The sequence below is a fragment of the Martinezella sp. CNPSo 3890 genome (genome assembly GCF_057784455.1).
The window spans coordinates 49,256-61,794 of sequence record NZ_JBXSOR010000009.1 but is presented as its reverse complement, the minus strand read 5'-3'; the positions used below and the strand labels follow the sequence as shown (position 1 = coordinate 61,794).

Below are 12,539 nucleotides of genomic sequence, written 5' to 3'. Positions count from 1 at the left end.
GTGGGCGCTGGCGGCTGGGGGCTAAGAGCTCCCGCCTGCATAATGCGGGACTGGCTCATGGTCGATGATTCCCCCAAGAAATCCCAGAAAATCATCAGCGGAGACGGGCGCGAGCTGCTTGTTCTTATCGCTGAGGATGAATTCCTTATAAAAGCGGATCTCGAAGATGTCGTGAGGGATGCCGGCTTTGAGAATCTCGCCCTATCGAACGCGGACGAGGCTATTCTCGCTTTGGAGCAGGACTCGGCTCGCTTTCGCGCCTTGATAACCGATATAAAGATGCCAGGAGAGACAGACGGTTGGGATTTGGCTCGGCGGGCTCGGGAATTGCAGCCCCTCATGCCGGTGATATATATGACTGGCGACAGCTCCAAGAACTGGGCAGCCCAGGGCGTTCCCGGCAGCGTTCTTCTTCAAAAGCCTTTTGTCCATGCTCAGCTCGTCACAGCACTGACCACGCTTCTTAACGAGGCCGCCATGAGCGCGGTCGGCCCATAGGTTGCTAGCATCAAGGATCGCGGTTGAGAACAATCAGGAGCTTCGAAGCGAGGACTAGGTGCCGCCGATCATAACGGCGATCCTGAAGCGTCAAGTTTCGGACCGGAACCCTCGGTACGCCGATGGAAACTCTTTGGAACTCTCGCAAAGAATGCCGCCAGATCAGCAAGCTGTCGCTAAATTAAATAAATAAAAATATTATGATAATATTTCAAGAAACGTGCTATTGTGGAATTTCCTTAGAAAATAATTATAATAAAGGAGCTAAAATGACTGATGTTCTTTTTTCGACCGTGTTGCGGCGGTCGCTATCCGCGCTCGTGCAAACCAGCGTCTTGTTAGCTATTACGGCTGCCATACTGAGCGTTGGCTTTTCCACGCTACACCTTTGGTCGTGACGATGGCCAGTCGTCCACATAAATTCAAGTGTCCGATCAGCGAGAAAACCCAAACGGTCTTTCGACCGATCACATGCGGTGATGTCGCTGGCCGGCTGGAAACGGCGGCGCTCCTAAAAGCGCTGCGGATCGAGCGAGATCGGCCCCATCGCCTTCAAACTGTCCGTTAGATGGCGTCGCCAAACAGAACCGCCATCACCCATCGAGGACAAGCGGAGGGCTCATCCAGAGCGGGCATCGATCTTCGAACAGGCTCGCCGCGGGAACCATCATGGAAAGGTTGAAACGTCTCGCGCTGGGTAAACTATCGCAAAGGGAAATTGAAATCCTAAATCGAATATTCGACGTCGTTACGGCACAAAGCTGGTTCGATGACACCGACTACAGCCGGGAAGGTTTTGCTGTCGGACTAGTCGGCTTATTTCAATACGGATTTGTTAACCCGAGTCAGCTGGAAAGGATTGCGATGTTCTGGGCGTGGAGCGACTTCCCTCAAAACATGTCGAGTCCCCAGCGGGCTAAACTGAAATCGCTCTATGGCCAGCACGAGGTGCGGCGATAGGCTTATGCTCGTGAAGAGATTCGAACCTGCGGCTCGTTGCGGCCAACCTGTCACCGAAGGGCATGAAATCGGTGCTGTCGTATAGCACCACACCGTAGGCAAACCGGTCCTTGCACGCTTCGGCCAAGGTCCGCGGTCCGGCGAAGTCACTGGACTTCACCGTCGCTGACCGCTTAACCTCGATTCCCACGATCATGCCATCGTCGCGTTCCAGGACGATGTCCACCTCATGCATCTGTTGATCGCGAAAATGATATGGCGTCAGGCGTAAGTCGGACGCATCCGAGAGCTTCAGGATTTCGGCAAACACGAAGCTTTCCAGAAGCGCGCCGAATACGCTGCGGTCCGCCTTTGTCCGATCGAACGTCAACCCGCGCGCCGCGGCGAGAAGGCCGGCATCGAGAAAATGCAGCTTCGGCGTCTTGGCGATCCGCTTCAGCGTGTTTGTGTACCAAGGCTGCAATGTCGAAACGAGGTAGACCTGCTCCAACAGTGCCACATAGCGCTGTCCCGTCTTATGGCAGACATTGATGCTGGAGCTGAACTGCGAGTAGTTGACCAGCCGTCCCTAATGCTCCGCCAGAGGCCAGCGTCGTATGAACAGCTTGCGATCGGGTCGAGAAAGCTCTAGCTTCCTAGCAATTTCTGAAGCGTATGTTCAGGAGATGGCGCACGGTGGTCAACAGATACTCTCGCACCAGAGACGTGTCTCTGGATCCAGATGCGCTCGGCACCTGTCAACGCGCATTTGATGCCATTCTCACCGAACTGGCAATCAGCCGCGAAGACGGAAAGGCTGAGGACATTGCAGCCTTCATAATCAAACTTTATCAGCAGGGCGTCCACGATCAAGAAAAACTCTTCGAAATGGGGATGACGGCCGCAACCAATCTGAAAGGCTAACCTGGGTGCGCGCCTGCCTGCCCTATATCTTACGAGGCCTTGGAGATGCGAGGGTATCAGCGTCGTTGTCCGTATATTCCAAGTTGAGTAGCTGCGCCATATCCTCGGCAACACCTTCGCTGAGCCCAGCAAGAACAACGTTACTGTAAGCTACAACTTGGCCGGTATTGACGTCGATTACAGACCAAGTCCAAGCGACGTCGCGCATGGCGCAATATCGTGCGGGAGTCATGTTCGACCTCCGAAATCCAAAGCGGTTAAGCCCTTACCGTGGCCTGAGGTTCCGACACGAGACGCAAGGCTCGGAGCCGGTTTGCGCAAGCCAAACGAAAGGCGATGCATTTTGCCGACCACCTCAATTCGCGCTCGTTGTTGCAAGCCTATCAAACCACGGTGCTTTCCCAGACCGCTCCTGGGGCCAGAGAGCTTTTTCACACCAAAGCCGCAAATGTCACGCCAATGGAGAAGGCAGGAATTGGCCTATCACCCCGGACCACGCAATTCTTTCGGCACGATGGTGAAGACCGGGGAAAAGCTTGCCGCCAGGCGCGGCCTTCGGGAACGCCCCTGGTCGCGCATCGTACGGCCTCAGCGGCGAGCAGCGCGCGTGCATATTTCCCGCTAGTCGGCAATTCTCCTCGCGAAGTCTTTGAGCACCGCAACGAAGATTGCTCGTCCGTCTATGAAGGTACCGGTGGCGATCGACCCGGGTGGGATTTGTCCGACGTGGTACAGACGGCCCCGGAAGGATCCGGTTTCCGACCAGGTGATCGCATGGTGGCCTGGTATGGATGGTGGTTGGCAGAGCGTGTCGCCGTGCCCGCGAGGCTCGCCAGAATTCCGACGACGTAAGCTCTGAAGCGGCCTCAACTCTCCGCGGCGGTAGCACTGCAGAAGAAGGCGATCGGTCCGAAAAGCCGTGGTCTCGTCACGGCGGCCACGAGCGCGGAATTCCTACGCAGCCTTAGCGCGAACGAGATTGCGGTAGGCCTCGAAGTCGCCGAGCAATGTGGTTCCTACGATCTGATCCTGGAGGGCGTTGGGGGCAACCGATACCTGACAATCGCTACTTTGGGGTCGTTTCGCGCTTCTACGGGTCGCTGATCCGCTGCGATCAAGAGGAACCACCCGGCGCACCGAAGGGAATCATCTCGGCTGATTCCGCCACATATCGGACGCTCCTGAAATCGCGGATGAAACTGATCTGATCTCCGACCCATTCGAGCAAAATAAAATAGGCTGGCTTTGGAATGGCGTTGTTCAGATCGAACACCAGCAGCCCAGGCCGTCCGTCAACGAGTCCTGGCACAAAATGCCAATCGTGGAGCTCGCTATAGTTATGGAAATACCGAGAGACCTGACGACGGCCATCCAATCTCGTCTTGGCAACGAAATCAAGCCGAACGTCCTCCGCTAGCATTTCACGCAGCACATCGAAATTGCGACCATTGAAGTGGTCGACATATTTGGCGAGACGGCTCAACTCGACATGGCTCAGTTGTGGGGACACATCCTCATCAGGGGCATCAGCCAGCTCCCGTATCCGGGCCCTTCCCCGATGCAACGCGGCCTTGACCGCGGGAATGGTCATGCCTGTAATATCTACGATCTCCTGCTGAGAATAGCCGAGTACATCCATCAAGATAGTACATGCCCGTTGAGCTACCGGCAGATACATAAAGGACTTCAAGGCAGCGGCCGCCACCATGCGATCAGCCGCCGACGAAGAGCGGTCGGCAATCATGTCCAATTCTTCCTCGGAGTGCATGGCCATCTCACGTTGGCGACGGCGGAGAAAATCGATGGAGACGTTGTGCGCGACGCGAAACAGCCAGTTTTCGACACTACGAACCTGACTGCCTGGGGGGCTCTCCAGTGTTTTGAGAAGTACATCCTGGACGACGTCCTCGCCATCGATGGCGGAGCCGACCATACGCGCGCAATATCGGTGAAGCTTTGGGCGTAGAGCCTCGATCGCCCTCGCCATGCCACTGCGTTCGTCATTATTGCCGGAAATCCGTTGCGTCATCGGCAGGTCCAGACCTCAATCCACGTTCGAGACATCGCCATACGAGCCGACGACGGCGACGCCCGTGGCCACGGGCCGATCGCGACACCGCTCGCTGACATTCTTCTGAAAGGTGCGGAACGCTTCGAGTTCGGAAAGGGCCGGCGCTCCGTTTTCTTGGCGGAAGAGGTGCAGGAAGGTTCCATCGTCGCGGCGAAGGACCAGGTAAGCAAGTCCCCCGGGCGCACGTTCATGAAGTTCGGAAAAGACGTCGCTGACCAGACGCGCGTTCTCCTCGGCCCATTCAGGTTTGGTCGTATAGGTCACTAGTACTTGTTTCATCGCGCATTCTCCTTCTGGCGCTGCGTTGCCATCTCATTTGCAAAATCCACGTGACGATTAATGGGGCACGTATGAGAGAATTACGCCGCCATTCGCGAACCGACGAACATCGGTGAGCTCCAAATCGGGCTGCGCCGCCATGTCTATATCGTCAAAGGCGCGTTTGCCCGAGCCTCCGCGCGTCGGCAGCAGCCAAAGCTTGTATTCGTCGACCAGCCTGCTTTCGAGAAGTGTACGGTCGAGTTGGGTGACGCCGTATTTCACGATCGCCCCTCCGCCCTCCTCCTTGAGCTTGTGCAACGTCTCGGCGACATCGCCTTTGATCAACGATGCGTTCCACGTCACCTCGTGCAGCGTCCTGGATGCGACGAGCTTCTTCAGGCCGTTGATGCGGTCGAAATATTTGTCGCCCTGGATCGAAGGCCAGCTTGCCGAAAATACCTGATACGCAACGCGGCCCAGCAGGAAATAGTCGGCGTCGGCCAATTGGCGATATGCATGGTGCTTCGATTCTTCGTCAAAGAATCGTGATGCCCATTTCATCGGTGAATCGACTACGCCGTCGAGGGCCACGAAGCTTTCCACGATCAGTTTTCTCATCGTCAGGCGCCTTCACCTGCCATGGGATCGATGCCCAGTTTCGCTTGGACCCAGTCGGCAAGGCGCTGGATGGCGTCGTCGGCTTCCGGAGCCCGGCCGGCCATCATCTGGAAGCTGTGCAGCATGTCGGGAAACACATCGAGTCGGACTTCGACACCTGCCTGCCCTGCCCTTTCGGCGAACATGCGGCTTTCGTCGACCAACGCCTCGTCGCCTCCGGCCTGGAGGAAGATCGGCGGAAATCCCTTGAGCTCGGCGTAGAGTGGACTTGCAAGAGGATCACGGGGATCGCCGTCTCCGAGAAAGTTCGACGCCAGCCACTCCACCACATCTCTGGTGAAGAAGGCGTCTTTCTCGCGATTGGTCTCGAAACTAGGCGCGGAGAGAGCCAGGTCGAGCCATCCGGACAAGATCATCACCGCCGCAGGTAGCGGCGTGCGATTGTTCCGGGCTTGCTGCAGCAAGCCGAACGTCAGGATTGCGCCAGCGGAATCGCCTGCAGCGGCAATGTGCATGGGAGCGATGCCTTCGGCCAAGAGCCAGCGATACGCCGCAACCGTGGCGTTTAACTGGGCAGGATGTTTCTGAGCATGTGCGTAAGGGTATTCGAACAAGAGAGCTCGGCAACCCGCTGCCTTCGCCAAGTGTCCCACCATCTTGCGGTGGGTATAGATCGAGCCCGAGACAAAGCCTCCGCCGTGCGCATAGAAGATGACGCGATCATCGGCGGCGCCCTTAGGCCGAACCCACATAGCCCGGATACCGCCGGCATCGACTTCTAGGTAGTCGACACCGCCGGGCTCTCCGGAGAGCGGCGTCCAGCGGATATCGACGCCATCGATGACTGCCTCCGGCGCGAGCGGGCCTTGCGCGGCCGCCGCTTCCCAATATGCCTTGTTCGCCAGACTCTGCTCGCTTGCCATCAATCTCTATCTCCAAATGGGTCCGTCCCAGCGGACAGACACCTTGCGCAGAAGAGACGTGCGAGACGACCGAAAGGATTCGCTCGGCGTGGTTTTTTCGCGGCAGGTGCGTCCCTGGTGACGCAACGAGGACAGGGTCAAGCCTGTCTGCCCCGCAACTCTTCCTTCTTGCGTTCGATGAGCTCACTTCCTCCGGCTTTCAACTGTCTCGCGAACCGCGCGAGGTCGTCGTCGGCATGGCGATGCTTGCCACCCCAGGCGCCAAGTTCGATCAGGACTGGCAGCAGATCCATGCCCGCTTCGGTGAGGCGGTAGACCACTTTGAGCTTGTGCGCCGGATCGTCATGGCGCGTGACGATTCCCTCGTCCTCTAGCATCTGCAGGCGCTCGGAGAGCGTGCGGGACGAAATCCCTTCGTCTGATTGAAGAAGCTGCCTGAAGTGCTTTTTGCCGCCGAATGCAATGTCACGCACGATCAGGAGCGTCCAGCGATCGCCAAACAGCTCAAGGGACAGGTTGATCGGGCATCCAGACCGTTCTTTCGTGGACATTGAATGATTCCATTTGTAAATCGCTTTACTATTGCAATCATAAGAGTGCGGTGTCAATGTATCCACCAGCAAGGCGTCACCGCCTGCAGGAGACTGCCTGAGCACACGAACCAAATGAGGTCGTGTGAACGAGCGCAGGCACGCGGCCGGAACGCGCGAAGAGAGTGGCGGTGAGCGCCGGCGCGAAAAGAACGGTTCGAGTGGTGAGGTCGGCGAAAGGGCGGCGCTCCCCCCGTGAACCTGGACGGCATCAGGAGGCACGCAATGAGAAAGCTCGTTCTTCAAATGCAGATGTCAGTCGACGGATTCGTCGGCGGCGATGGCCAACAGGCTTGGCAAATCTGGGATTGGGTGAGCGATTGCCCATGGGATGCAGATTTGAAGAAGGATTTTAACACCTTCTTCCAAGCTGTCGGTACGATTCTCCTAAGCCGCAAGATGGCCGAAGAGGGCTATATCAACCACTGGGCGAAAGCTGCCGAACGCTATCCCCGAGATCCGTTTTACGCGTTTGCAAAGAAGATCACGGACCTAACAAAGGTGGTTTTGAGCAGCAAACTTGACCATTCGCGTTGGGAGAGAACGACAGTGGCCCACGGCGATCTACCGAGCGAAGTTGGCGCATTAAAGCGTGCCGGTGAGGGCAATATAGCCGTGTTCGGTGGTCACGGATTTGCGTCCGCGCTCATCGCCCATGGTTTGGTTGATGAGTACCAATTCTTCATCAACCCGGCGGCTCTCGGTAGCGGGCCAAATATCTTCCAGAGCTCAGGCTTTCGCGATTTGAGGTTGGCAGGATCGAAAGCATACGCGTGCGGCATCGTTGCCAACCGCTATGTGCCAACTTCTTCTCAGCCGGACTCCTCAGAAAATTGAACCTCCTTTCGATCGCCTCTTCGGGGCTTCTTACAAAAAATCGGCATGACGTGAATCTTTTGCGAGGTTCGGATCGTCTTCCTGGGGTGAGTGGCACGCCGCCGCCGCTCGCCAGCAACCGAACGAGTGCCCGTGATCTCCGGAGGACGCCGAACATGATAGACCACAGTGCACGGCACATTCGCAGAGCTTGCCGAACGAAGCCGGTGATATTCCGAGCAGACGCTCGACCGCAATGCATGACAATCTGCCCACAACGGCAGAAGGGCGCCTTTTCGATTGAAGCGCTCATGACTATCGAAACTTTATGGAATGCTAGGTCACCACGAGGACAATATCAATGAAACGCCTATACACGGGCAGATGCCATTGCCATGACGTGCAATTTGAGGTGATGGCCGATATCTCGGCTGGAACGCACAAATGCAATTGCTCTATATGCGCGAAAAGCAGATTCTGGTCGGTCGACGCATTACCCTCTGATCTTCGTTTAATCTCTTCGCCCGCAACGATGACCGTATTCCGAGGGCCTAATCCGGCAGCGGAGCATCCGTTCTGCAAACGGTGCGGGATACGCCCGTTCCAGCGCATAGGAATGCCCAACATGTCAGGCCATGAGTATCTCAATATCAATATCGCCTGCCTCGAAGCCGTCGACATTGATGAACTTATGGCGGCACCCATCACTTTCTACGATGGCCTTCATGATAAATGGGGAGATCGGCCGCAGGAGGTACGGCATCTTTGACCAGTTCTCACACCGGAGGTGGGTCAGCAACAGCGTGGAGCGCGGCGAACGTGTACTGAGGCTAGCCGATCGGACGTTAAGCTGAACCACTGCGGATGAGGAAACGCAGTCACTTTGCGCCTTATGCACTCAGGCTGCGCGTCCAGCACAAGAAGGTGTCGCGAGTCCACAGCTACTCACGCCATGATGAACCTTGAAAAAGCCCGATGGATAATAGCTCCTCTTGACAGCGAGGAGGCGCGGGTCGTTGTCCCGCCAGAATGCTTCCTGTCAGTGCTGATGAAAATAGTCTGTCTCTGACACGTAGAATGCCGGCGGGCCGCTCGTCGCCTCTATTAGCGCGAAGGTCGTCCGCATTGCAAACCAAGGGCTCAACAGACAACTCGGCCGTCGCCTTTACGATCTCGCAAATCACCGCCGTAGCTGGATTATCCGAGCGCAGATCTGCACGGATAATCCAGCCTAATAAGGTGCACCTTGGCGGATTTCTCGGTCAGGCAGCCTCAAGTTCGGCTGGTCGAGGCCTCGTTGCGGTTGAGAAATCCGAAATCGGTCGAGACGACAGAATCGCCGGCACCAAATCGTTTTTGACGAAGTCTTCGATACTGTAAGTTGCCGCCGTTACCGGGCGGACGTCGAGCGGAGGCATTTCGCCCATCGCGTTCATCATCGCCCAGGTCTCGTTGAGCATCGTTGCGAAGGTTTTGCCGGTTCCTGCGGCCATGAGATCGCGAATGTCCTCTTCATGAGTATACTGCTCGACAGTTACAGGACGACCAAGCCCCTGGCCTATGAGCCGCGCTACTTCACTCAGCGTTACTGAGCGGATTGCGGGCAGATCAAAGAAGCCGACGTTGCGAATATGGCCCTCCACCAGGATGGCGGCCGCGCTGCGACCGACATCACGAGCCGCCACCAGCTCGAGATTGGCATGGGGGCCGATTGGCGATCGGAGCACACCTTCTTCCCGAAGCGGCTTGAGCAAATAATAGAAAAATTCCATGAAACCGCTCGGCCGTAGATGGACGACGTTCAGACCGGGCACACCATTCAAATGGCGCTCGATATCGGCGTGGCCTGCGATGAGCCCGCCAGCGCGGTCGTCACTGGCTCCAAGCACGCTAATGAACACTGCCTGCTTCAACCCGCTTCGGGGCGCCGCGGCGGCAAAGACCGCCGCAATCTCGTTCTGGTAAGCTTGGAAATCAACGGCAGCGGGATGGGGCGGCACGATCAGCAGCGCTCCGTCGACGCCTGTAACGGCTTTTTCCACATAGGATGCATCGTGCAGGTCGCCTATCCAGGGTTCTGCTCCTGAGTCCACGAGGCCCTGCAATCGACCCATGTGGCGACCCATCGCGCGAACGACGTGTCCTTGCTCGAGCAGGGCGCGCGCGGCGTACCCCCCGACATGACCTGATGCCGCCGTTACAGCAAATATCCTTCTATCCGTCATTGGCCCGTTCCTTTGTAGTGGATCCATGGCCCAGTGACGATCGAGCATCGCAAAAGGATTCTCCCTTGGCGCGATTTTTTCGGAGCAGTCCTATGTCTGAGCACGGCACGGCAGAAACGGTAGCCTAATCCCGCGTCTCGGTAGGCTGGCACCGCTTTTCGGCCTGGCGGGGAAAACGAAGTTGGCATGAATCCTTTGCGATCTTCGGATCGTCTCTACAGAGTAACCGGCGAGGTCAAAACATGACCCGCCAGACCCAAAGGCAGAAAGGAATATCGATGGTACTGGTAACAGGCGCAACGGGAATGAGCGGGCAGCTTGCGGTTCGGGAATTTGTTCGAATGGGGACGCCGGTACGGGCACTCGTCCGGAATCTTGCAAGGGCCGATGCGGCAGGGCTCAGCGAGCTCCCGGGTGTGGACCTCGTCGTGGGTGACATGCGTCAGCCCGGCACCCTCGGCACCGCGCTCGAGGACATCGAGCGCGTGCTCATGATCTCGGGGGCAGCGCCTGATATGAGGGAAACGCAATGCAACTTCATTGACGCATGCAAAGCAGCCGGCGTGCGACACGTCGTGAAGTTCTCCGGCGGTGAGCCGGGGTTCGACCCAACCAAGTTTCGCTTCACGCGGATGCATGAAGAGATCGAGGATTACTTGGAAGGGTCGGGCCTCGCATGGACTCATTTGCGCCCCAGCCAATTCATGCAGGTCTATCTACGCGAGGCGCCCGACATCATGGCAACGGGTACGCTCCGCCTTCCCTTCGGGAACATATCGCTTTCGCCAATAGACGCCGAGGATATTGCCAAGATCGCATACCGTCTGCTTCGAGACGGTGGTCACGAGGGGGAAAGTCTCGACATGACCGGTCCTGAAGCCCTGAAGATGGACGAAATTGCAGCGCGCATTTCCGCGTCAATCGGGAAGCCGGTAAAATATGTCAGCATTACCCCTGAAGAGCGACGTCGGGATTTGCTTGACAGGGGGCTGCCCGAAGACTTCGTCGACGCGCTCGACGAACAAACCGAGGAGCGGCTGAGGCACCCCGTCGCTAAGGTGCTGATGGCCACGCATCAGACGTTTGGCGTCCAACCGACATGGTTTGCGGATTTTACACAGAAACACGCGGACAAATTGGGCGGGTGGCGGCCTAAGGAGGCAGATCGAGCGCACCAATCTCGCCTCGCGCCGAGGGGCGGGATGCAGTGAAAACGGCGCAAGTGGCGCCACGAGGCTTCTCGTGAGCCAGATGGTCGAGGAATTGAATACACGTGTGCTGTCAGTTGGATTAGTTTAAAGCCAACCGGCTCCCCAAATCGAATTCTGTCAACAGTTGCCAGATGGATGGTCTTGCGACGAATATCTACTCTTCTACCCGCTCCATTCGCCCGACGAGAAAAATGTAACAGCAAGCCGCCACTACCGCCAGGCCGGAGCATAGAGCGAGCGCAGGCGCGAAGCTCCCACCATTGACGAGATAACCAATTGCGATTGGTATCACGATGCTCGAGAGGCCTCCGAACAGGTTGAAGACGCCACCTGTCAAGCCAATCAATCGTTCCGGCGCCAATGCTGATACGTAGGACCAGGTAATCGAGGCCATTCCCGTTCCGAAGAATGCGATGGCCAAAAACATGATGATGAGTCCGGGGCTCTCAACGAATTGCGCACCCACGATCAGGACGGAGAGAGCGATACCCGTAAGGACCGGGATTTTGCGTGAGGCGCTCAGACTATAGCCGGCACGAAGAAGCGCGTCCGAGATGAAGCCGGAGACGAGCACGCCCCCAAAACCGGCGAGAAACGGCACGGAGGCATAGAATCCGGCTTTGATGAAATCGAGATGTCGGTATTGAACCAGATACGTCGGGAACCAGGTAAGGAAAAAGTTAGCAGAAGCCAAGTAGCTGAACTGACCGATATAGAGTCCCCACAGCTTCTTCTTGCTGAGCACGACCACAAGATCGGACCAGGTAAAGGATTTGCGGCCTGCCTGTTCCCTCACCAAGCGTGAACTCAGCTCGGGAACGCCACCGCCTTCCCGGATAAGATCGAGTTCCGCGTCGTTTGTCCCTTTGAACTTGCTTGGATCGCGATAGATCGTCGCCCACAAAATGGCAGCGATCAAACCGAGGATACCCGTCAGGACAAACACTGAACGCCAGCCGTAGGCGGCTTCAATCCAGACGAGAACCGGCGTAAGAAAGCCGAGACCCACATATTGCGCGGAGATATAGATGCCGATTGTGGTGGCCCGTTCTCGCTCGGGAAACCAGGTTGTGACGATCCTGTTGTTGACGATATAGCTCGGCGCCTCGAAAACGCCTACGGCAAGTCGAAGGATAAAGAGGCTGACGATCCCGGCGACGAAACCGAGACTGAAAGTCGCCACCGACCAAACGAGGATTGTTAGGGGATAGACGATTCGCGGATGGACACGATCAGCGAGCCACCCGCCAGGGATTTGCATGGCCGTGTAGGTCCATCCAAATGCCGAAAACAACCATCCCATGGTCACCGGGTCGATTTTCAGTTCCGCCGACAAAGACGGTGCCGTGATCGACAGATTGGTGCGATCGAGGTAATTGATCACACCGGTTATAAATAAGAGTGCGGTAATGACATATCGCGTCCGGCTCGCCGACGCATAGTATGTTGAAATTGCCATAGTC

The 12,539-nt window shown here is 56.9% G+C and carries 12 protein-coding genes and 2 pseudogenes; 5 read left to right on the top strand and 9 right to left on the bottom strand.

Annotation, left to right across the window (positions count from 1 at the left end):
* The first annotated feature begins 57 nt into the window (after positions 1 to 57).
* Positions 58 to 498 carry a response regulator gene (locus tag AC13RC_RS20595; RefSeq protein WP_488558293.1) on the top strand — a complete coding sequence of 147 codons (441 nt, stop codon included), beginning with the start codon at positions 58 to 60 and terminating at the stop codon, positions 496 to 498.
* A gap of 916 nt (positions 499 to 1,414) precedes the next feature.
* Here AC13RC_RS20595 and AC13RC_RS20590 read toward each other — a convergent pair.
* Positions 1,415 to 2,026, bottom strand: a pseudogene (locus tag AC13RC_RS20590) (DUF4143 domain-containing protein); the annotation flags it as partial.
* Positions 2,027 to 2,133: 107 nt separating this feature from the next.
* Between AC13RC_RS20590 and AC13RC_RS20585 the strand changes: the two are divergent.
* On the top strand, positions 2,134 to 2,361 hold the full coding sequence (locus tag AC13RC_RS20585) for a hypothetical protein (protein ID WP_113352317.1): 228 nt from the start codon (positions 2,134 to 2,136) through the stop codon (positions 2,359 to 2,361).
* A gap of 1,114 nt (positions 2,362 to 3,475) precedes the next feature.
* Here AC13RC_RS20585 and AC13RC_RS20580 read toward each other — a convergent pair.
* The 5 genes from AC13RC_RS20580 to AC13RC_RS20560 all read right to left on the bottom strand — a co-directional run bounded on the left by AC13RC_RS20580 (position 3,476) and on the right by AC13RC_RS20560 (position 6,851).
* Positions 3,476 to 4,390, bottom strand: coding sequence for a sigma-70 family RNA polymerase sigma factor (locus tag AC13RC_RS20580; RefSeq protein ID WP_488558292.1), 915 nt, complete (start codon positions 4,388 to 4,390; stop codon positions 3,476 to 3,478).
* 15 nt (positions 4,391 to 4,405) lie between these two features.
* Positions 4,406 to 4,711, bottom strand: coding sequence for a hypothetical protein (locus tag AC13RC_RS20575; protein ID WP_162748810.1), 306 nt, complete (start codon positions 4,709 to 4,711; stop codon positions 4,406 to 4,408).
* A gap of 57 nt (positions 4,712 to 4,768) precedes the next feature.
* A complete protein-coding gene (locus AC13RC_RS20570; protein ID WP_488558291.1) occupies positions 4,769 to 5,296 on the bottom strand; it encodes a dihydrofolate reductase family protein in 528 nt (175 codons plus the stop codon).
* 17 nt (positions 5,297 to 5,313) lie between these two features.
* The gene (locus tag AC13RC_RS20565) at positions 5,314 to 6,234 is read right to left on the bottom strand and encodes an alpha/beta hydrolase (protein ID WP_488558290.1); all 921 of its coding nucleotides are present in this window, start codon (positions 6,232 to 6,234) and stop codon (positions 5,314 to 5,316) included.
* A gap of 137 nt (positions 6,235 to 6,371) precedes the next feature.
* Positions 6,372 to 6,851 (bottom strand): winged helix-turn-helix transcriptional regulator, encoded by a 480-nt coding sequence (locus AC13RC_RS20560; protein WP_368518412.1) that lies wholly within the window; start codon positions 6,849 to 6,851, stop codon positions 6,372 to 6,374.
* A 198-nt stretch (positions 6,852 to 7,049) separates the two neighbouring features.
* Here AC13RC_RS20560 and AC13RC_RS20555 point away from each other — a divergent pair, with 198 nt between their 5' ends.
* Both AC13RC_RS20555 and AC13RC_RS20550 read left to right on the top strand, forming a co-directional pair.
* Positions 7,050 to 7,661: a dihydrofolate reductase family protein gene (locus tag AC13RC_RS20555; RefSeq protein ID WP_113390716.1), complete on the top strand. Its 612-nt coding sequence runs from the start codon at positions 7,050 to 7,052 to the stop codon at positions 7,659 to 7,661.
* A 340-nt stretch (positions 7,662 to 8,001) separates the two neighbouring features.
* Positions 8,002 to 8,409, top strand: coding sequence for a GFA family protein (locus tag AC13RC_RS20550; RefSeq protein WP_113390717.1), 408 nt, complete (start codon positions 8,002 to 8,004; stop codon positions 8,407 to 8,409).
* A gap of 129 nt (positions 8,410 to 8,538) precedes the next feature.
* Here AC13RC_RS20550 and AC13RC_RS20545 read toward each other — a convergent pair.
* Positions 8,539 to 8,667 (bottom strand): annotated as a pseudogene (locus tag AC13RC_RS20545) (BBE domain-containing protein); the annotation flags it as partial.
* Positions 8,668 to 8,902: 235 nt separating this feature from the next.
* Entirely contained in the window at positions 8,903 to 9,865 is a 963-nt protein-coding gene (locus AC13RC_RS20540; protein ID WP_162749463.1) for an NmrA family NAD(P)-binding protein, read from the bottom strand.
* A gap of 242 nt (positions 9,866 to 10,107) precedes the next feature.
* Between AC13RC_RS20540 and AC13RC_RS20535 the strand changes: the two genes are divergently transcribed.
* Positions 10,108 to 11,076 (top strand): SDR family oxidoreductase, encoded by a 969-nt coding sequence (locus tag AC13RC_RS20535; RefSeq protein ID WP_488558289.1) that lies wholly within the window; start codon positions 10,108 to 10,110, stop codon positions 11,074 to 11,076.
* Between the two features lie 154 nt (positions 11,077 to 11,230).
* Here AC13RC_RS20535 and AC13RC_RS20530 read toward each other — a convergent pair whose 3' ends face one another.
* Complete coding sequence (locus tag AC13RC_RS20530; RefSeq protein WP_488558288.1) at positions 11,231 to 12,535, bottom strand: MFS transporter; 1,305 nt, start codon at positions 12,533 to 12,535, stop codon at positions 11,231 to 11,233.
* Positions 12,536 to 12,539: the final 4 nt, after the last annotated feature.